The organism is Flavobacterium sp. (genome assembly GCF_035299245.1).
Taxonomy (GTDB): domain Bacteria; phylum Bacteroidota; class Bacteroidia; order Flavobacteriales; family Flavobacteriaceae; genus Flavobacterium.
The window spans coordinates 63355-85230 of record NZ_DATGWY010000001.1 but is presented as its reverse complement, the minus strand read 5'-3'; the positions used below and the strand labels follow the sequence as shown (position 1 = coordinate 85230).

Genomic DNA, 21876 nt, shown 5'->3' with positions numbered 1-21876 from the left:
TTTACCTCTTGTACACCTAGTATTGCGCGCTTACAAATGAATTAATTGATGATTGTGCATTGACCATTTACACATTCTATTTGAGAAGGTGGACCAACAACTGCACAATCCGACATTGCTCCTGTCTCTATGTTGAATTGATGCTCTAATTCGTTGTATTCATTGACCATTTGCGTGAGTACATCGATATCAACTGAGTTTGGGAAAACGATGTATTCCCAAGGACCGCCGCAAGGTTTTGAACCAAAAGCCATGCTCATACAAGAGGATGCTTGACTACAATCAAACGAATTAAGATACGTTTGAATGTTAGATTTCTTCTGATTTAAAACTTCGCGAGTAACAGTTGTGTTATCTGAATTGTTTTTTGAACATTGAAAACTCAATGAAATAAATACAAAAAGAAGTAATTTAGAAAAGAGTTTCATATCAAATAAATTTTAATAGAAGATGCTGTTTTGTTGAAAAGGTTGCGTAGTTATTTTTTCACATCCGATTTTTTACGGTCGTCGTTCCAAGTGATGTAACCGATAATGGCGTTGAAGAAGTAGAACGTATATTTAGCGGTATTCGCTATGTTGAGCAACATCAGATTTTGAATAATTTTGGTCAAATTGTACAATTGCCAGATGAACCAATTATCAGGATACATTCGAGCCGTGTTGAAAGTACCGCCAAAGGTGATTCCGGCCGGAATAGCAACGGCAAAAAACAATTTCCAATCGATGGCATTTTTTGAAAAAGTAGTAAACGCGATGTAATTCAGCGCCAACGAGACGAGTAAACCTAAAACAATATTTCGGTAAAAAATAAAATCGATGGCACGTAAAACCCGACTTTTGCGCCACGCCTTAAAAACCAAAAAGTTAGCAATAAAAGAGATGGGATAGGTTAAGATGGCACCTTTGTTTCCGAGTAAATAATCAATAGAACCACTCAAAAAAGTATTGCAGGTTGTGATGAGGTTTCCGATGTTGTTTTTCTTTGTGACCAATCGATTTCCCATCATGGAAAAGCCTGTGTTTACTATAGAGACATAGCCTAAAAAGAAAACATAATCTTTACCTTGAAACGAAAATTTATATTTGGTGTTGTGGTAACCCAACGAAAAAGAAGCCGTAAGTACAATAATCAATCCAATAACATCCAAATAATTACTATTGGTTATCGATTTGATTCGTTGCAGATTTTTTTCGGAGAGAGAAACTAGCGGCATAGAACAAAAGTAGGAAATTTATTTATTAATTCATTCTTACTGAATACTGCAACTGAACACTGTAAACTCATTTAGTGCGCTTCCAACCAATCTTTTCCAAAACCTAATTCTACCTCTAATGGAACAGCGAGTTGAATGGCATTTTCCATTTCGTGTTTGATCATGGGTTGAATTTTTTCCATCTCCGAATTGTGTACGTCAAACACTAGCTCATCATGTACTTGCAGCAACATTTTGGATTTCCAGTTTTCAGAGGTGAGTTTTTTATGAATGTTGATCATTGCAATTTTGATGATATCGGCCGCCGAACCTTGAATCGGAGCATTCACCGCATTTCGTTCAGCCGCGCCACGAACAACTGCGTTGGCCGAATTGATGTCTTTTAAGTAACGTCTTCTTCCTAAAACCGTTTGTACGTAACCGTTGTGTCGAGCAAAATCAACTTGTTCCGACATGTACGATTTTAATTTTGGATAGGTTTTGTAGTACGCATCAATCAAAGCCGCACTTTCGCTGCGTGATAAGGAAGTTTGATTACTCAACCCGAAGGCAGAAACACCATAAATGATTCCGAAATTGACCGTTTTGGCATTGCTACGTTGTTCTTTGGTTACTTCATCCAAACCAACATTGAACACTTTGGCCGCAGTACTTCTGTGAATGTCTTCGTGGTTTTGAAATGCTTTAATCATGTTTTCTTCACCCGATAATGCGGCGATGATTCTTAATTCAATTTGCGAATAATCGGCAGATAATAAGGTGTAGTTTTCATCTCGGGCAATGAATGCTTTTCGGATTTGTCGTCCGCGTTCGGTACGAATCGGAATGTTCTGTAAGTTCGGATTATTTGAACTCAAACGACCTGTAGCAGCAACCGTTTGCATGTAATCGGTATGTACGCGATGGGTTTTTTTATCCACTTGATTCGGCAATGCTTCAATATAAGTGCTTTGTAATTTCACCATCTGACGCCATTCCAAAATGTCTTTTACAATTTGATGTTCATTGGCCAAATAGCTCAATACTTCTTCTCCAGTAGCGTACTGTCCAGTCTTGGTTTTCTTTTGTTTCGCGCCACCAATTTTGAGTTTATCAAATAAAATATCTCCCAATTGTTTTGGAGAAGCCAAGTTGAATTTCTCACCCGCTGTTTCGTAGATTTTCTGTTCAAAATCGTTGATTTCTTTTTGCATTTCAGTCGACATCGATTTAAGGAAATTCACATCCAAATTAATGCCTTCTGATTCCATTGCAGCTAAAACAGGAACGAGCGGAATTTCGATTTCTTCAAATAGTTTTTTAGTTTCAGCTTTATCTAAAATCGGACTGAACACTTCTTTTAATTGTAAGGTAATATCGGCGTCTTCAGCAGCGTATTCTTTAATGTCTTCCAAAGGAACATCGCGCATCGACAGTTGATTTTTGCCTTTTTTACCAATTAAAGTTTCTATGGATTTGGGTGAATATTTTAAATACGTTTCCGATAATACATCCATGTTGTGACGCATATCGGGATTAATCAAATAATGTGCAATCATGGTGTCAAAGAGTTTTCCTTTGACAGTGATTCCGTAATTGGCCAAAATTTTCAAATCGTATTTCATGTTTTGACCGATTTTTTCAATCGCTTCATTTTCGAAAAACGTTTGGAATTTGTCGGCTAAAACTTGGGCTTCTTCTTGATTTTCAGGAAACGGAACGTAAAATGCTTTTCCTTTTTCCCAAGCAAAAGACATTCCGACTAATTCGGCATTCAACGCATCAATTCCGGTAGTTTCGGTATCAAAACACACAGAGGTTTGACTGTTTAGGTTTTGCAAAAACAATTTTATGCCCAATTCGCCTTGAATAATTTGGTAATTGTGACTTGTGGTTTCTAGAGTTGCATAATACGAATGCGGTTTTGGCTCGTCGGAATCATCATCCGAAAATCCAAACAAGTCAAATTGGTCTTCATTAGTTTTTTTGGCTGGTTTTTTTGGTGCTTGAACTTTGTCATTACCATTGTCATTGCCATTGGTGTCGATTTCGTCGTATTCTTTTCCTGTACCAAAAAGTTTATCGAATTGGGTTTTCATTTGGCGGAATTCCAATTCTTGAAACAAGGCATCCGTTTTTTCGATGTCGGGTTTGGATAACTCAAAATCTTCGGCATTGAATTCGACCGGGCAATCGAGAAGGATAGTAGCTAACTTTTTGGATAATAATCCTAATTCGGCATTCGCCTCGATTTTATCTTTGATGGCACCTTTGAGTTCGTGTGTATTGGCCAAAAGGTTTTCTAACGAACCGTATTCTTTTAAAAATTTCTTTGCAGTTTTTTCGCCAACGCCAGGTAAACCCGGAATATTATCGGCTGCGTCGCCCATCATTCCGAGGAAATCGATGACTTGCAAAGGGTTGTCAATTTCGAATTTTTCCAACACTTCTGGAATTCCCCAGATTTCAATATCGTTGCCCATTCGTGCTGGTTTGTACATGAAAATATTTTCCGAAACCAATTGTGCAAAATCTTTATCGGGCGTTACCATAAACACCTGATAACCTTCTTTTTCGGCTTGTTTGGCCAAGGTTCCAATCAAATCGTCGGCTTCATAACCTGCTTTTTCCATAATCGGAATGTGCATCGCTTGTAGTAATTGCTGAATGTAAGGAACGGCAATTTTAATCGCTTCGGGTGTTTCGTCGCGGTGTGCTTTGTATTCTTGGTACATTTCGTAGCGGTAATCGCTTCCGCCTTTATCAAAAGCTACGGCCAAATGATCGGGTTTTTCGCGTTTGATTACATCCATTAAAGAGTTCATAAAACCCATAATGGCCGACGTGTCCATTCCTTTGGAGTTGATGCGCGGATTTTTGATGAAAGCATAATAACCACGGAAAATTAAAGCGTATGCATCGAGCAGAAAAAGGCGTTTTTGTGACATGATTTGAAATTATACTTGTTAGGATTATATTTTAAGACTAATGATTTCTAGTATAATGCCGATATAGTATGAAAACAGTATAATTTATTAGACTGTATTGAATACATAATCGGTATTACAATTGGAATGTAAAAATAATCAAATGCTTCAAACAATCGGAATTTTTATGACCACTTTTGTGCCGTTGACTTCGTTTTCGTTGGAAACCAAATCACTGTAGGTAATTAAATCAGGTAATTGCAGTTTTTCATTGAGCAATTCCAAGCGTTGTTCTATGGCTTGAGTCGAAAATGAGTTGTGAGTAGAATGGTTTTTGGCTTTGATTTCAGCCGATTTCTCGCGACCAATTCCGTTGTCAATAACCGTACAAATCAAATGCGTTTCTTCTTCGTCAATATCAAAATGAACACTCACTTTTTTATCGCCTTTTTGGTGTAATAAACCGTGTTTAATACTGTTTTCTACAATCGGTTGAATGAGCATCGGCGGAATTTTATGGTAATCTTCATCGATGGAATTGGAAACTACTACTGAGAAAGTAAAATCCTTTTTGAAACGCAATTGTTCTAATTGAAGGTACTTGGTCAAAATTTCCACTTCGTCTGAAATAGTGATGCTTTTTTTACCGGAAACTTCTAGAATTTGACGTGTTAAATACGTGAAATTATTGAGTTGTTCGTTGGCCGTGAGCTTGTCGCCGTACATGAATTGCATTTGAATACTGTTCAAGGCATTGAAAATAAAATGCGGATTCATCTGACTTTTGAGTGCTTTGAGTTCGCTTTCGGTGACTTTTTTCTCGGCTGCTAAAAGTTTTTCGGTTTCGGCCAGTTGATTTTGTAGGATTTCGTTTTTCTTTTTTTCCTTGTAACGAGAAAATAAAACGTAACCAGTAGTAGTGATTCCAGTGAAAAATAATATCACTAAATATAAAGTTGTTGTCTTTTTTTTCGACTCGAGTTCGGCAATTTTATTTTTTTGATTGAGCGCTTTAATAGCAGCTTCTTTCTTTTCGGTTTCGTACAGGTAAGTGGCTTTTAAGGCGATGTCTTTGCTTTCGTCGAAGTAAATTTCTTCACTAATATCAGAGGCGATGGATTTGTATTTGTAGGCATTCTGGAAGTCCTTTTCTTTAGAAAAAATCTGACTCAAAATTTCCGCAGCATTTTTTTGATCAGACGGGAAATTGGTTTTTTGTGCCAACTCAAATGCTTTTAAACCATACTCTTTGGCTTGAGTGAATTGGTTTTGATGGAATAAAATGGTGGCTAATTTGATTTGAACTTTGGAAAGATGTAAATCACTTTTTATTATTTTGAATAGTTGTTCGGCTGATAAATAATTGGATTTCGCTTTTTCATTTTCCTTTTTTTTAAAATAAATATCACCGTAATTTTTGTGTGAAGTGGCAATTAAATCCTCATTATTCATTTGAGTTGCCAATTGAAAAGCCTCGTTGTTGAATTGCAGCGCTTTTTCTAATAAATTCAAATTAGTATTGGTTGCAGCCAAACTATTTAAAATTAAACCCAATCGCTCTTTATTATTGGTTTTTCGGTCGATTTCTAAACATTTTAAATAATACGAACAACTTGTTTTATAGTCTTTTTGACTGTCGAAAATTCGTCCAAGGGCAAAGTTGGTGCGCTCCAAACCTTCTAAGTCATTCATCTTTTCGAACAAGGGCAAGGCTTCTAAATTGTATTTTATGGCTAAATTGTTGTTGCCTAAATTGTTGTAGACGTAACCCAAATCGGTAAGAACGTAGGCAATAGATGATTTGTTTTTGGAACGTAAAGCAAATTGATGGGCTTTTTTCATGTACACCAACGTACTGTCAATTTTACCTAAATAATCAAACGCAGTTCCGATGTTTTGTAGCGAAAGAGAACTCCCGATGTGGTACTGAATGGAGTTGGCCATTTGCAGTGATTTTTTGTACAATAGAATGGCTTTATCGTATTTCTCATTGTACAATTCATAAGCGCCATCGTTGTTGTATGAGATCGACAAATATTTGATGTACGTATTTTTTAGCGTTTTGTTGTTCTCTTTTTTACTATTATCCAAAGCTATTTTTTGAAGCTCTTGATTGTATTTGATCCAGATGTTGTGATCGTTTTCAGCTTCAATGATTTTGTTGAGAAGAAAGCAACGAGTTGTGTCTTTTTGAGGATGATTTTGAAGTTGGATGAGGTCGGAATTGGCATTTTGAGCCAACAGAAGTTGACTGAAAAATAGTCCAATTAAAACCAACCAATGCTTCATTATAGAATATTGTTGAGTTGCATGAATTCTTCAAACTCTTCCTTTTTTTCACGTGAAATTGGGAGCAACGTTCGGTCGTCGTAAGTGACTGATAAACCGTCTTTTTTGCTGTATTTTTTAATCAACGAAACATTGATTAAGTATGAGCGATGAATGCGGAAAAATCGTTTGTCATTGGCCAACAAATCTTCAAAATGTTTGATTTTTTTTACGGTCAAATCCGTGCCATTTTTGTGATGAATGGTAGTGTACGAACCTTCGGCTTCAAAATAGAGAATGTCGTTCAAATCCATAAAAACAATGCCATCGCCAATGAGAATACCGATTTTTTTGATTTCTTTTTCGACTAAATTTTCTTTTAATGCGGCAATGTTATCTGAATTGAAATTTTTATTGACCAGTTTATTTTCTACTTTTTCGATGGCTTCTTTCAACTTTGTTAATCCGATGGGTTTCAACAAATAATCGGTAGCCGAAACCTCAAAGGCTTTGATGGCATACTCAGAATACGCAGTACAAAAAATGGTTTCAAAAGTAGGCTTGTTGAAGTAATCAAAAAGAGCAAAACCGTTTTCATTGGGCATTTCGATATCGAGAAACACCAAATCAACTTGATTTTTATTGATGAGTTTTACGGCTGATTTTACGTCTTCGGCTTCGTCGATGATTTCAACAGAAGGACAGTATTCAGCAATAAAATTTTTAATAATTAAACGTGCGTTTTCTTCGTCGTCTACTACAATGGCTTTGATGGTTTTCATATAGGTTGAATAGGGAAACAAGATACTATTTTTTTTTATGCGAAAAACCGCCCAATTTCAAATGACTTGATTGAGCGGAATTTTCTTTAAAAACTACTACTTTATTTTTATATTTTACTTAATAGTTGCACTTTTCCGTGCATTTCTTTTGTTGCTGTCAAAATTAAAGCGCCTTTTTTGCCTTTTTCGTAATAGTGCAATTGGTCGCCTTCTTCCATTTTAATGGTTGTGGTTGCGTTTTTGGTCAATCGGTAACTTCCGCCGCTTCCGGAATTGATTACGCTGACTTCATCGTTTAGGTCATTTTTAATTTTGATATCGAATTTTTCGGTAACACTAACTTCATTTACTAAACCAAAACGGTGTTTTTTGGAGGGTGTATTCATCGATATTAAACCTAATGCTAAGCATAAAAGGAGGATTATTTTCTTCATGATGTATAATTATTATTTGTATTGCATGATGTTTTCTGTGTCGGCAATTGGATAACCCATTCCAGCAAAGAAGGCATAATACTTCCCGTCAAAATTAGTATTGCTACCATTTTCTCTGATGTTTACTTGAAAAATGACGTATTTAGTTTTGTAAACATTTTTGCTACTGTTATTTTCATTTCCAATTTTGTTGTTTTTGCACACTACATAGAATTGAACTTGTCGACCTATTTCTTCTTGATAGTTATTTTTGATTACATCAAATTCAGGATTATTTGGGTATTCATAAGCGTAAATTGGTTCTAAATGAGTGATTCCTTTTCCAACCAAATAGTCTTTGGTAGCTTTTGGAGCCGCTGCTCTTGCTTTTGCAAAAATAGGCGCCTTGTTGGCGCTTCCGGGCTTCATCATTGCAACACCTTTGTCCGTAGCTTTAATTGCATCATCATACGTTTTTGTAGCCGCTTCACCCAATTGAGCCATTGACTCATAGGTGATGCCTTCTAATTTACTTTTGTCTTTTGACAGCACTATGTAAAAATCGTTTTTGCCATATCCCATGTATTTGCTTCCCAAAAAGCCAAGAGATAAAACTCCCTCTTTTAACGATTTTAAATCTTCTTTAAAAACACGAGCAGCCGATTCAATGTTGTTTGGATTGTCTGCCGAAACTAAACCTTCTATGCCTTTGTAGCTTGTAAAACCAACTTTATTAACCGCTTCACAACCTGCACATCTGCTTTCAGAATAGGTGTAAGCGCCTTTATTAACTCCACCAGAACTAATAACAATGTTTTCATCTTTGCCAGCTTCGAATCGTTTAATTTGTAGTGTGCTTCCTTCTTTTGGTAAGTCGGGTTTTAGTTCATTAAGAAACATAGGAGAAAGATTTTTGCTAGGCAAGAAAACCCAATAATAATTCCCAAAAATGGTTCCGGGTTCATCTTCCATTAACACTTCTTTACTGTTCTTATTATTTGACGATTTTTTATCCTTCTTGTTTAAAAGATTTCCCAATTGCGCATTTGATTCTACCGAAGTCAAACCGATTAAAATTAGTAATCCGACTGTGATTATTTTTTTCATATTTGTTTATTTAACGATTAATTTTTGAGTTGCCACTGCGTTATTTTCATCTTCAATACGCACCAAATATATTCCTTTTGATAAATCAGAAACATTGATGTTTTTTGAGGTAGATATCAGTACTTTTTGACCTTGAAGCGAATAGATTTCTACTGATTGTACTTCGTTTTCCATTTCGATAGTGAAAGTATCAGTAGTTGGATTTGGGTAAATGATTGCTTGAAGGTTTTGCGAGTTGAAGTCTTCGGATGCCAATGTGTTGTTGGTGAATAAACTATTGGCATCAGTGTCTGAAATGGCATAATTATAGATTTTCAAATCATCAATAACTCCATTAAAATAGTTTTGAGCTCCTTGTTCGGTTAAACCTAAAGTAAAAATGTTGTTGTTGTTTTGAGTGTTAACAGTCAAATTAGCGGCGCCAAGCAATACTCCGTTTTTGTAAATTTTAGATTGCGTTCCATCGTATACAAACACAAGGTGAGTCCAGTCGATTGAATTTGCTGTGGCAAACGTATGGTTGTTGCCCGTTGCAAAATGATACAAATTATTTGGGTTAAAATAAGCACCATTATAGTTCGAAGCGGTTCCGTAACAATAAATAAAGTTAAAATTGGCATTGAAAGAGTTCATTTTTACCCAAATAGATATCGTTCGCGCAGATGCTCCGTAGGGTAGATTGCTAATGGCTGCGCTACTTCCGCTATTGGTGATATTTAAAGCGCTATTTGGATTTCCATTGCGATCGGCAGCAAATGAAGTGCCGCTTGTTGTACTAAAAGGATTACTGCCTTCAATATTTTGCATCGTATTGTTGAAATTGTACTCCGCCACCAAACTATTTGGAGTGCTGTTTGTGGTCGTAAATGATCCTACAGGAGAAGCTGTTGTGCCAATTGAATTGGTGGCTTCAATTTGGTAATAATACGTAGTGTTTGGAGTCAATCCAGTTAAATAACCTGTCGCTGGAGTGTTAGTAGAACCAGTAGCAGAACCGCCTGTTACTTGATTTGTAAGTGAAGTATCAGTAAGTCCATATTTTACAATTGAGGTTGCCGAAGCGCTGTTGGCATTGAGTGAATAATTGATATTGGCACTGGTGTTGTTGGCATCAATTGTAATGTTTTGAATGGTTGGCGGAAGACTTGCTGGTAGAGTTGTGAACGATTGCGTAGGTGAATACACAACAGTTGGATTGCAATTAGTTCCTAAATTGCCATAATACCTCCAGTAGTAAGTTGTGCCTGGAGTCAACCCTGAAATGTTAATGGTTCTAGGGTACGATACAAATACGGATCCGCCCGTTGCATTTGTGCTTGGAGCAAATGATGCATTGGTAGAAAATTGAGCATGGAAGTTTCCTCCGTTGGTACAATTAACAGTCACATAAGCATTCAAACTTGCTGATGAGCTGGTGATGTTTGAAGTCGAAAAGTTAGAAAATCCAATTTGTGCAAAAGTCAAGGTTGTGTTCACTAGTAAAAATAGAGAGAGTAATAGTTTCTTCATTTGATATAGTTTTAAAAATTTCAGCAAAAATCAGCTGTAGCGCTTGAATAAAATTGAGATTTTCACGAAATGGTTGTTTTCTTTCATGAAATGCAAAAGGGATTTTATAAAAGATTTTAAGAAACTACAAAACCGCTGAATTTCAAAGAAAAACAGCGGTTAATGAACCATCACAAACGGTATTTAAAAAACTAAAAACTACTTAAGATAAGCATGAAAAGCAGACAATAAAGCAACGCAAGTGTTATTTCTAGTTTGAATTGTCTGAGTCTTTTCATGGCAAGGTTTTTTTATTCTATGATTAATTTTTGAGTGGCGACAGCATGATTTTGATCTTCAATTCGAACTAAGTAAATTCCACTTGATAAATCAGAAACATTGATGCTTTTTGAAACAGAAGCCACTACTTTTTGTCCTTGAAGCGAGTATATTTCTACTGATTGTATTTCATTTTCCATTTCAATCGTAAAATAATCTGAGGCTGGATTTGGTGATAAACTAAAATTAAGTTTTTGCTCATGATCTGAGTTACTTAAAACAGAGGTTGTGAAACTGCCTAAAATTCGATTTCCAGTGAGTGTAGGTGAGTAGGATCCAACACTGTAGTAATAAGTAGTATTTGGAGTGAGCTCCACAAAATTGAAGCTAAAAGGTGTTGGCGTATTTGTAAATGTATTGGCTACCCAATTGTAAGAGTAAAAAAAAGTAGGACTTAATCCATAATCTACAACAATTGAACTTTGAATGCCAAATGTATTTACCTCAAAGTCAATTTGTGCTGAAGTTGATGTAATGTTTGAAACAACGGCATTTGTTGTACTCGGAACCGTTCCGCCAGTAGTGAAAGTTCCAGTAACAGTTACCGCGGCTTGGCTAGATGCATCGTAAGCATCAATAGCATAATAGTATAAAGTGTTTGGAATTAAATTAGTAACGTCTTGAAACGAAGCTGCTGGAGTGGTTCCATTGAAAGGCCCATTAGGAGGATAACTTCCAGACATCGTTGGAATTGTGTTTATCTGAACAAAAGCATAGGTTGTACTATTCTGAGCATTGACAGAAAAGTTGATTCTGGCTGAGGTTGGCGTGATGTTAGAAACCGACACAGCCGAAATTACTGGAGTTGAAAATGCTTGTGTACAAATGAGTAAGGTAATTGTAATTAAAAAAGAGTGTAAATTTTTTTTCATAAAAAGATATTTTTAAATTAAAGTGCAAATCACATTAATTCAAATCACTTAAAACGATGCTTTTCACGAAACAGCAGTTATCTTATATGAATTGTTCAAACCATTTTATAAAGAAAAAAGGAGCTCCAAAATGGAAACTCCTTTTAAGAAACAAACTCTACTACTAAACTTACTTCTGTTCCAATGCTTTGATGCGTTCTTCGAGAATTTTATATTTTTCTAATTCTGATTTTAGTTGTTCCAACTCGGTTTTTTGAGTTTCAATGATCACTTGTTGTTCTTGAACTGCTTTTACAATTGGCATGATGAACTGGCTGTAAGCTATACCGTAATTATCAGTCGGATTAGCGGCATCAGGAATGTGTAATCCATCAAAGTTATAGCCTAAATCGTTGCAGATTTTTTCTACATCTTGCGCTAAAAATCCAGTACGAACTATAGCGGTTGATCTTGAGAAATCTTCAGTAGCAACTTCTTCTCTGTTGCGGTTTTTATTGAGATGTTCATCGAATTTTTTGGTGTCGAAATTGTAGGTGACTGGTTTTAATTTTTTGATGAAATCCAAACCAGGAACATTTTCTTGTACATTGAATTTAAAACGCGCATCCGATGGATTGGTATACGGAACCTGACCTTCTACTACGGTTACTGTGGTGCTTCCCAAACGCACTTTATCCGAGACCGAAACTGTAGCGTTGAAACCAACAGCTGTTGCATTACTTAATCCTGATGTAGCAACATCGGCCAATCGACCAACTCCAGTGTTGTTGCTTCCTGTTGTATTGGTTAGAAGCGAGCTTTTTCCTAAACCAGAGTTTCCAACTCCAGATATATTTGCATTTAAAGACGCATGACCAATACCAGTATTTAAATTTCCTGTAGTAGTAAATTGTCCGCTAGTAGAGCCAACAAAAGTATTTTGATTGTTGGTTAAATCGTCAACATCACCCGCGTTGATTCCGACAAAAACTGAACCACCAGCATTAACAAACGACAATTGTCCTTGTTGGGTAAGGCGAATTTTAACCACATTATTCACACGAAAATCCAAATCTTGCGCATCAGTAGTCCCTATGAAATTGGTTCCAGAAAGCGTTCCTGCGTTGCCTGTTAGTTTCCAATCGTTCGATAAAGGCGATAAGTCTACGGTTTGGGTAGCCACTCCATCATTTTGAAGCGACAAATTCAGCGTATTTCCAGTCAAACTAAAAACGTCTGTGCCTTGATTGTCGATAGCGCCTAAATTTAAAGTTTGAGTAGCCACTGCATCGTCTTGTAACGAAATGTTTAAAGTATCGCCTGTTAATGACAATACATCAATTTGTTGGTTATCAGTGTCAGTATCAACCAAAGGATTCACCCAAGAGACATTGCCTACTGCATCGGTTTGCATGATTTGCCCGTTAGTTCCTCTTGAAGCTGGTAAAATATAATTATTGGCTAATGTATTTCCAATTGAAACTCTTCCCAAGAAGTAACCCGCGTAGCTATTGGCTTTTGTCACATCAGCATAAATTCCGCAGTGAATGCCACCACTAGTATTATCAATTGTAATTTTTTCTCCGTATTTTAAACCTGTTCCTGAGCTGTTAATGTTTGTGTTAACACCAATAATCTCGCCGTTAGTGATTCCTGTGAAGCTATTGTTGATTCCGAGTGTGTCTCCATTCCCACCTCCAGAAAACGCATTTATTAATCCTGTTTTTAAGGAATTTGTAGTGACAAAATTACTGTTGACAAAACCTGTGAATTCACCTGTTACCGATCCTGTTACATTATTTACGTATCCAGTTATTGTACCTGAATTAGTTGAGAATGGGAAAATCGTATTACTATGCCCAACAAAATTGACATTTCCTGTTGATGTATAATCATTGTTGTAACCTACTTCTGTTATAGAAGCTCCAGGATTGTTGGTTGAATAGGAATTGGTAACGCCAAATTTAAGAGGTGATAAACCAGAAATTCTATTTAATATGCCCCATGAAAGCGCATTGTTTGCATTGGCTGTAAGATTGTTATCAATTCCAGATTTACTACCCGAACTTGCATTATTGTTTTCCAAAACCAACGTCATTGTTTTATTGTCTGCTTCGATATCTACTTTACCAGTTGCAGCAGTAGCTTTTCCTATTGATACATCACCTCCGGTGAAGATGTTATCTAAAATGGAATTGGCTGGAGTTAATCCACCCACTTCGTACCAATCGGCATCAGAGGGAGCATCGGCCCATGAGACATTTCCAGCGCCATCGGTTTGCATGATTTGGCCATTTAATCCACGAGATGGAGGTAAAATATAATTGTCAATGATGTTGGTTCCTACGGAAACTTTTCCTAAAAAATAACCAGCAAAACTGTTGGTTTTGGTTACATCCGAATAAACTCCAAAATGGATTCCTGGTAACGTGTTCGGAATAGTAATTCGTTCTCCATATTTGTTACCTGTTCCTGTTGCTATCATATAGGTTTCTGTACCCACAACATCACCTGATGAGGTTCCACTAAAAAAATTATACACACCTGCTCGAACTCCAGATCCAGTTCCGCCCAATGAATTAGTTACACCATAAACTGCACTATTGGTGTTTTGACCAACTAAATTATTCACGCCAATAAAGCCACCTGTATGATTGCCGCCTGATATTTCATTGTGTAGGCCTATGTAATTTCCGGTATGTGATGCCGAAGGATTGAAGAAATTGAATACCCCAAAGCCGGTAAAGAATCCGCTACTCATATGATTGTTAACTAATCCGTATTCAGCTGAACCTCCTGTAATGGCTCCACTGATAGTGTTGTAGATACCGTATTTAAAATCGGCATTTCCAGTAATCGCATTGGAAATACCATAGGAGGAATCATTGTTTGTATCTACTACAACATTGTTTTGGATTCCCCATTTTGAACCCGTCGTCGTATTGTTATTTAAAAAAGAAGTAGTAACGTTTTTGAGAGCAGCGTCAACATCCAATTTTCCACTTGCAGCCGTTATTTTACCTATTGAGATATCACCCAAAGTGAATTTATTATCCGTGATTGAATCGGGTGAATTTGTTCCGCCTACTTCGTACCAATCGGCGTCTTTTAGTGAGGATAAATCTACAGTTTGTGTGGCTACACCATCGTTTTGTAACGAGAGATTTAAAGTTGTTCCTGTTAAACTAAATACATCGGTTCCTTGGTCATCAGTATCTGTGGGTGAATTTACCCAAGTAACATTTCCGCTACCATCGGTTTGCATGGTTTGGCCGTTGGTTCCGCGAGATGGTGGCAAGATGTAATTGTTGGTTGTAGTTGTGCCTATTGAAACATTTCCTAAAAAATAACCTGCATAGCTTCCTGTTTTTAATGCTTCCGAATACAATCCATAATGAATTCCACCCGCACCTTGATCCATGAAATTGTAAGTTCCGTATTTAGTATTAGTTCCGCTTCCAGTCACGTAATTGTAGTTTCCGTATCGTAAACCGCTTCCTGCTCCAGAGATGAAGTTAAATGTGCCGTATTTTACTCCGTTTCCGTTACCCAAAATTCGGTTATGCGTTCCATAATTAATTCCATTGCCTCCACTGGAAATAAAATTGTATACACCCGATATTTCAGAGTCAGATACAGTTGAAAAGGAATTATAAAGTCCAAATTGTTGTTGTGCAGCACTTCCTGTTGTAGATATGTCGTTACGACATCCATAAACCAAACTAGCATTTGAACCACTCAAAAAATTGGATACACCAGCTTGCCAATCTGTGCTTGAAGTGTTTATGTTGTTGAATACTCCAAATTTTTGTCCAGTTCCACCACCTGATACACTTGTTTGTATTCCATATCTAGAATGAGTTCCAATTCCGTTATTTACAAAATATCCTGAAGATGTAGCAATGGCCGGAGAACCAGTGTTTTCAGAATAGAATGAGTTGCTTTCCAAAGAATTATATACATTTAATTTTCCGTTGGATAATGTAGAGCTTCCAACAGTTACTTTACCTTGAGTATATATGTTGTCGGTTATATTGTTTGCAGTAGTTGTCGTTCCCAACTCAAACCAATCTGAATCGGTAGTTGGAGTTGGAGTTGGTGTAACCCATGAAACGTTTCCACTACCATCGGTTTGCATGATTTGACCATTAGTTCCACGTGATGGAGGAAGAATGTAGTTGTTTAATGCTGAGGTTCCAATGGATACGTTCCCTAAAAAGTAACCTGCAAAACTGCCTGATTTTTGTACATCAGAGTAAATTCCGTAATGCGTTCCGCCAGCTGTACTAGGAATAATATTGAAAACACCATATTTAGTGCCAGTTCCTGTGCCATTCAAAAAATTGCTTATACCAAAGTGAATGCCGTCTCCTGTTCCTGAGAAGCTATTTTCTAATCCCATTATGGTTCCGCTACGATTGTTAGAAGAATTCGAAAAGCCCGTAACATCGCCAGTGCTGGTTCCGTTAAAAGCATTCACCACGCCAAAAGAAGGAGTAGAGCCACCATTAGTAAAAGCATTTACCATTCCGTAGCCCCAAGCGTTGGTTGTTGAAGCAAATGAATTACTAACGCCGTACAAAATGGCATAATAGTTTGAGGTACTTTTGAAGTCGTTTTTCAATCCTGTAATTGAAGTGGAAATACTTGATGAAGTTCCGCTGAAATCATTATTGATAGCCGTTCGGTTGGTGTTGCCCACCATATTATCAGTGTTTTGAATGAACGAATTGTTCCCGGTAGCAGCAGTTCCGTTGAATTGGGTTTTGATTCCAGTTTTTCCAGCCGCATTTGAAGTTAAGTTTACATCAATTCCGATTGGGTTAGTGGCAAATGTATTGTTCACATCAACACTAGTTGTTTTGGTTGCATTATCCACATCTAAAACTCCGGTTGCAGCTGTATTTGTGCCGATAGTCAGACTTCCTTGGGTGTATTTGTTGTCTGTAATAGCATCGGGAGCTATTGTACCACCGACTTCGTAAATGTCATGATCTGTTGTTGAAGTTTGCGTAATCGGCATCCATTGAGTTCCATTAAAATAATAAAAACCCACACCATTTCCGCCAGTTGTAGCAGCATTCGTGTTCCAAATTAACAATCCAGTTGCGGCTGTGTTGGTTCCGTCTAATTGAGTAGTAGTTACATTAGGCAAACTCACTCGCGGCACCAAAACACCTTTGTTGGTTGCCGAAATATCAAGCATTGATGACGGATCAGGTGTGGTGGTATTTACTCCAACTTGAGCAAATCCAAAAGCAGTGATAAGAAACAGTTGTAGTAGTAAAATTCGTTTCATTTTGATGGGTTGTTTTAAAACGGTTGGTTAATGAGTATCGGAACTAACGTGACATTGTATAAGTGTTTCGAAAATCCTTTTAATATTATTTTTTTGTTTTTAGAACTTATGCAGTCGGTAAAAACAGTTTTGTTATCTTTTGAGGTGATGGTAATTTCAAATACACCTTCAGTTGTTGTAGGTAGTACAATTTTCTTTTCTTTGTTTGGGAGCATAGAATTTTTTAAGTAAATCTATCGAAATCAATAGTTTACTTAAGGATGTTTTTGGCGAACAACCAGAAAAATTTAGTGAATGGAGTGTTTTTTTGGGTAAAAGAAATTAGAGCAAATTGATGTGTTTCATTAGCTCTTCTTTGTTGGAAGCACTCATCGGGACTTTATTTTTTTCGATGAAAATGTAACCGTCTTGAAGCGATTTAATCTTAGAAACATTAATTACATACGAGCGATGTACTCTGATGAACTTGTGCTGAGGTAATTTTTCTTCCACGCTTTTTAAGGTGTGACTGATGAGGTGCTTTTGTGTAGAAGTATACAGGTTGCAATAGTTGTCGTACGCTTCCAAGTATAGAATATCGTCCAATTCAATTTTGATTAATTCGCCTTTGTTTTTTACAAAAAAGGAGTTTATTTCTTCGTTAGATGAAACGGATTGTTTTTGCACTTTGTTTTTGTATAAGGCAATTTCAATGTTAGATTGTAACGTTTTTTCGTTGAATGGTTTTACGATAAATCCGGCTGGATCAGTTTGTTTGACGCGTTCCAAAGTGTTGTCATCCGAATGTGAAGTCAAGAAAATAAATGGTACATCCGATTTCTTTTTGAGGTGTTCCACCATTTCAATTCCATCCATTTTGCCTTCTAAAGTGATGTCGACTAAAATCAAATCGGGTTGTAATTGGTCTATATCAAATAAGGCTTCTTTGCCATTATCAGTCATTCCCACAATAGCGTAACCTACTTTTTCCAAAGCGGTTTTAATGGTTTCGGCAATCAAAGGTTCGTCTTCGATAATGTAAATTTTGGTGCTCATCGGATTAATTCATTTGTTCAAATTTATGAATTTCCATCACAAAATAGGTTCCGTTATTATTTTCAAATGAAATAGTACCTTTTAGCTTTTTGGCTAAGGCGTTGATGAGTTTAATTCCGAATGAGTTTTCACTAATTTCATTGCTAAATCCGATTCCGTTGTCACTTACTTTCAAAATGTAAATTTCGCCTTGTTTTTTAAATTCCAATTCTATTTTCGGATGTTCTACGTAAGAAGGAAACGCGTGTTTTATGCAATTGGTAATCAATTCGTTGATGATTAATCCCAAAGGCGTAATCGAATCAATTGAAAAAACGGCGCTTTCAACAGTAACGTTTGTAGTCAAATCCGGAATCGTATCCGTTTGATTTTCGATGATGTCGTTCACCAAATCTTCAATATATTCTTTAGTTTCAATCCCGATTAATTGGTCTTTGCTGTACAATTTCTGATGAATGAGCACCATCGATTTGACACGATTTTGTGCTTCTTTTACAGCCAATGCCGCTTCTTTGTCTTTCATGTTTTCCGACTGTAAATAGAGTAAACTCGAAACAATTTGGAAACTGTTTTTCACTCGATGATGCGTTTCTTTGAGTAGAATATTCTTTTCATCAACAGCCGTTTCGAGTAGATGCGTTTGTTTTTTTAATCGATTACGTTGTTTAAAAAATTGATAGACTAAAAAGCTCAATAACGCAATAGTGAAACAGGCAATGATAAAAAATAATTGCAGTTTGTTCTTTTCTTTCTCTTGCTTGACAATTTCTTCTTCTTTCTTTTGCGTTTGGTATTTGGCTTCCATTTCGTAGACCACTTCATCACGTTGTTTGGCTTTCAAACTATCATAAATTAGTATGTATTCGTCTTTAGAATTGGATGCTTTTTCAAAATCACCCATCGCATGGTATAAATTACCTAATGATCGTAATAAAATACTTTTATCTCTTAAATCAGATGTGTTCTCATACAATTTAATAGCATACGGAATAATGGTGTCAGCATTTTTAAAATTTCGTGCACCAATTTTGGCGTCCAATAGATAAGAAAAGTCAATTTCATCCGGACCTTCACCTGTTTCGGGGTTGACTACTATTACTTTGTCTAAGTATTTTAGTGCTTCATCAAATTTCTTTTCTCTGATTTTTAAGTTGCCCAAATTGGCATAAGTGGTTCTTTTGATTTCAAAACTGCTCGGACATTTCAGACTTTCCAAAAACAATTCTTCGGCTTTTTTAAAATTTTCCTGAGTTGAATTGATGGAAGCCAAATTGGCCAAACTACGCGCCAGCAAAACCGAATCTTTTTCTTTTTTTTCTAGCGGAATTGCCTTGGTATAATACAGTTTAGCTTTTTCGTAATTGTCAGTCAAATGAAATAAAACTCCTAGAGAATGATATAAGTTCTTGGTGTAATTTAGTTGGTGTTTTTCGCAAAGTTGTACTGCTTTTAAGTACAAATTAGTGGCATTATTATAATCGTTTTTTACAAATCCATAATAGTTACCTTCCGTTTCTAATATTTTAACATCAAAAAGCGGTTGTTTTATTTTTTTAGATAAGTCTTTAGCTTTTTGAATAAAGATTTGGGCACTATCGCTGTCATTGTCAATGTATTCAAATGCAATTTCTAAGTTTTTAGTGATTTGATCCTCTGCTCTATTTGCTTTTTTCTGCTGAGAAAATCCTTCAGTAATCAATAAAATGGAAAGCAATAATTGGAGTATTATTTTTTTCATATCAAAATATGTTAAAATATTCCTTAAAACTACAAAAAAATATATACCGTAATGTACTTTTGCGTATAATTAAAACACACTATGTCACCTCGTTGGATTATTTTTTTCATTATAATAGCAGTTATTGAACTCTATGCTTTTCAGGCTGTTAAAACAGTAACCAAAGTCAGATGGATACAAATTGCTTATATTTTTATATCTCTTTCGGCTGTAGTTTTTATCTTTTATCAGTTTTCAAAATTTGATAGAACTGTAGGTCAAACACCAATGTTTATGTTGACTATTGGAGTTTTGCTTCTGGTTTTGCTTCCGAAATTATTGATTACTTTTTTCATGTTGGTGGAAGACGTACTTCGAATATTAGTCGGAACCAAAAATTACATTGCCGATTACGACAAGCAAGCTCCTTTTTTACCCGAAAGAAGACAATTTGTAAGTCGAGTAGCACTCGGAATCGCCGCCATTCCGTTTCTGTCGTTAATTTACGGAATGACCGTTGGGAAATACAATTTTAAAGTCATCAGACAAACGCTATTTTTTCCAGATTTACCTGATGATTTTGATGGTTTTACAATCACTCAAATTTCGGATGTACACAGTGGAAGTTTTGACAATCCAGAAAAAATAAGCTATGCTATTGATTTGATTAACCAACAAAATTCGGATCTGTTATTGTTTACGGGAGATATTGTGAATACTCATGCCAAAGAGATGCATCCGTGGTTGGATACGTTTAATAAAATTCAGAAGCATGAATTTGGAAAGTTCTCCATACTAGGTAATCATGATTATGGTGAATACATTGATTGGTCCTCTGAAAAAGAAAAAGACGAAAACTTTGAAGCGATAAAAGATTTACACCGACAAATTGATTTTAAATTGTTGTTGAATGAAAATATCAAAATAAAAAGAGGAAAAGATGAAATAGCCATCGTTGGAGTAGAAAATTGGGGTGTAAAATTTAAAAAAGTAGGCGATTTAAAAAAGGCTTCAGAAGGACTGAACAAAGATGATTTTAAGATTCTGATGAGCCACGATCCGAGTCACTGGGAAATGGAAGTTAAAAATCATCCTAATCATTATCATTTAACTTTGTCAGGACATACTCATGGTTTTCAATTTGGAATTGAAATTCCGGGTGTTTTCAAATGGAGTCCAGTAGAATATGTGTATAAACAATGGGCAGGATTGTATGAAAATGTAGGTCGTTATATTTATGTAAACCGCGGTTTTGGTTTTCATGCGTATCCAGGAAGAGTTGGAATTATGCCTGAAATTACCGTAATCGAACTAAAAAAAGGTCAAAACATAGTGTAATTAGTTAAAAATAGTATATTTGTATTGCAAATTGCTTTCAAATTCTAAAAGAAAGCTATAAATATTTTGGTTTTATGTCAAAATTTGGAGAACTTATCAATGCCCAAGTTCCGGTTTTAATCGACTTTTACACCGAGTGGAATGAGTCGTCAGTATCCATGCATCCTGTAATCAGAGATGTTGCTGCAGCGTTAGGTGACAAGGCAAAAGTGATTAAAATTGATGTGGATAAAAATCAAGAATTAGCCGAAGCACTTCGTATAAAAGGCTTACCAACATTGATGATTTACAAAGAGGGTCAAATGGTGTGGAGACAATCGGGCGAATTGGATGCTAATACTATTATTGGTTTGGTTCAGGAACAAGTTTAATCTTTTGTAGGAACATCTATCCTACAATGCATCACAAACAAATCCATTTTCTTTTAAAAATTGCAAAGTTCTTGGTAATGCAAATTCTAAGTTCGTAAATGCTTTTTTGCTGTCGTGAAAAACGATTATACTTCCCGATTGCACATTTTTCAACACATTATCTAAACACTTTTCAGGCGAAATTGTGGCGTCAAAATCATAGCTTATGATGTCCCACATGATGATTTTGTAGCATTGTTTTCTTAAGATTTTGGATTGTGATGGTTTGATTTTTCCGTATGGCGGACGAAAGAGCTCAGATTGCAAATTATCTGATTTGGTAGCAATACTGCTTTCTGCCTTCTGCCTTCTACTTTCTGCTATCTCTTGATTGCACAATTCTACATTCTTAACATAAACTTCCTTTTTGGTTTTCCATCCATTCAAATGATTAAAAGTATGATTTCCGATGGAATGACCTTCGCTGATTACTTTTTGAAAGATCTCTGGGAATTTTCTAACATTGTCACCTATACAAAAGAAAGTGGCTTTAGCATCATGGAGTTTTAGTTGAGCCAATGTCCATTCGGTAATTGCTGGAGTTGGGCCATCATCAAATGTTAGGTATACTTTATTTTCATGATTGGGAATGTCCCAAACATAATTTGAGAACAGTTTTTTAATCAGCCAATTTGTTTTTACCCAAGAGAAGTTCATGACTCAAAAATAAATAAAAAGTGCCAACAGAAATTCCATTGGCACTAAAT

Annotated in this window: 16 protein-coding genes; 2 read left to right on the top strand and 14 right to left on the bottom strand. The window is 36.1% G+C overall.

From position 1 onward, the window contains the following. Window positions 1-41 precede the first annotated feature (41 nt). The 13 genes from VK161_RS00325 to VK161_RS00265 all read right to left on the bottom strand — a co-directional run bounded on the left by VK161_RS00325 (window position 42) and on the right by VK161_RS00265 (window position 19442). A complete protein-coding gene (locus VK161_RS00325) occupies window positions 42-428 on the bottom strand; it encodes a hypothetical protein (protein WP_324212745.1) in 387 nt (128 codons plus the stop codon). A gap of 50 nt (window positions 429-478) precedes the next feature. After that, complete coding sequence (locus tag VK161_RS00320; RefSeq protein ID WP_324212744.1) at window positions 479-1216, bottom strand: nicotinamide mononucleotide transporter family protein; 738 nt, start codon at window positions 1214-1216, stop codon at window positions 479-481. Between the two features lie 71 nt (window positions 1217-1287). After that, entirely contained in the window at window positions 1288-4146 is a 2859-nt protein-coding gene (polA, locus tag VK161_RS00315) for a DNA polymerase I (protein WP_324212773.1), read from the bottom strand. 144 nt (window positions 4147-4290) lie between these two features. Next, entirely contained in the window at window positions 4291-6411 is a 2121-nt protein-coding gene (locus VK161_RS00310) for a histidine kinase (protein WP_324212743.1), read from the bottom strand. Further along, the gene (locus VK161_RS00305; RefSeq protein WP_324212742.1) at window positions 6411-7172 is read right to left on the bottom strand and encodes a LytTR family DNA-binding domain-containing protein; all 762 of its coding nucleotides are present in this window, start codon (window positions 7170-7172) and stop codon (window positions 6411-6413) included. The genes VK161_RS00310 and VK161_RS00305 overlap by 1 nt, the downstream gene beginning before the upstream one ends. 107 nt (window positions 7173-7279) lie before the next feature. Next, the gene (locus tag VK161_RS00300; RefSeq protein WP_324212741.1) at window positions 7280-7606 is read right to left on the bottom strand and encodes a hypothetical protein; all 327 of its coding nucleotides are present in this window, start codon (window positions 7604-7606) and stop codon (window positions 7280-7282) included. 12 nt (window positions 7607-7618) lie between these two features. Beyond that, complete coding sequence (locus tag VK161_RS00295) at window positions 7619-8692, bottom strand: hypothetical protein (RefSeq protein WP_324212740.1); 1074 nt, start codon at window positions 8690-8692, stop codon at window positions 7619-7621. A 6-nt stretch (window positions 8693-8698) separates the two neighbouring features. Beyond that, a complete protein-coding gene (locus tag VK161_RS00290) occupies window positions 8699-10201 on the bottom strand; it encodes a LamG-like jellyroll fold domain-containing protein (RefSeq protein WP_324212739.1) in 1503 nt (500 codons plus the stop codon). A 290-nt stretch (window positions 10202-10491) separates the two neighbouring features. Continuing rightward, window positions 10492-11391: a T9SS type A sorting domain-containing protein gene (locus VK161_RS00285; RefSeq protein ID WP_324212738.1), complete on the bottom strand. Its 900-nt coding sequence runs from the start codon at window positions 11389-11391 to the stop codon at window positions 10492-10494. A 169-nt stretch (window positions 11392-11560) separates the two neighbouring features. Beyond that, the gene (locus VK161_RS00280) at window positions 11561-16669 is read right to left on the bottom strand and encodes a tail fiber domain-containing protein (protein ID WP_324212737.1); all 5109 of its coding nucleotides are present in this window, start codon (window positions 16667-16669) and stop codon (window positions 11561-11563) included. Window positions 16670-16683: 14 nt separating this feature from the next. Continuing rightward, window positions 16684-16884: a hypothetical protein gene (locus VK161_RS00275; protein ID WP_324212736.1), complete on the bottom strand. Its 201-nt coding sequence runs from the start codon at window positions 16882-16884 to the stop codon at window positions 16684-16686. Window positions 16885-16990: 106 nt separating this feature from the next. After that, the gene (locus tag VK161_RS00270) at window positions 16991-17704 is read right to left on the bottom strand and encodes a LytR/AlgR family response regulator transcription factor (RefSeq protein ID WP_324212735.1); all 714 of its coding nucleotides are present in this window, start codon (window positions 17702-17704) and stop codon (window positions 16991-16993) included. A 4-nt stretch (window positions 17705-17708) separates the two neighbouring features. Continuing rightward, window positions 17709-19442, bottom strand: a complete 1734-nt coding sequence (locus VK161_RS00265; RefSeq protein ID WP_324212734.1) for a tetratricopeptide repeat-containing sensor histidine kinase — start codon at window positions 19440-19442, stop codon at window positions 17709-17711. Window positions 19443-19523: 81 nt separating this feature from the next. Between VK161_RS00265 and VK161_RS00260 the strand changes: the two genes are divergently transcribed. Beyond that, window positions 19524-20759, top strand: coding sequence for a metallophosphoesterase (locus VK161_RS00260; protein ID WP_324212733.1), 1236 nt, complete (start codon window positions 19524-19526; stop codon window positions 20757-20759). Window positions 20760-20833: 74 nt separating this feature from the next. Then, a complete protein-coding gene (locus VK161_RS00255; RefSeq protein WP_035125228.1) occupies window positions 20834-21130 on the top strand; it encodes a thioredoxin family protein in 297 nt (98 codons plus the stop codon). A 21-nt stretch (window positions 21131-21151) separates the two neighbouring features. Here VK161_RS00255 and VK161_RS00250 read toward each other — a convergent pair whose 3' ends face one another. After that, entirely contained in the window at window positions 21152-21826 is a 675-nt protein-coding gene (locus tag VK161_RS00250; protein WP_324212732.1) for a polysaccharide deacetylase family protein, read from the bottom strand. Between the last annotated feature and the right edge of the window lie 50 nt (window positions 21827-21876).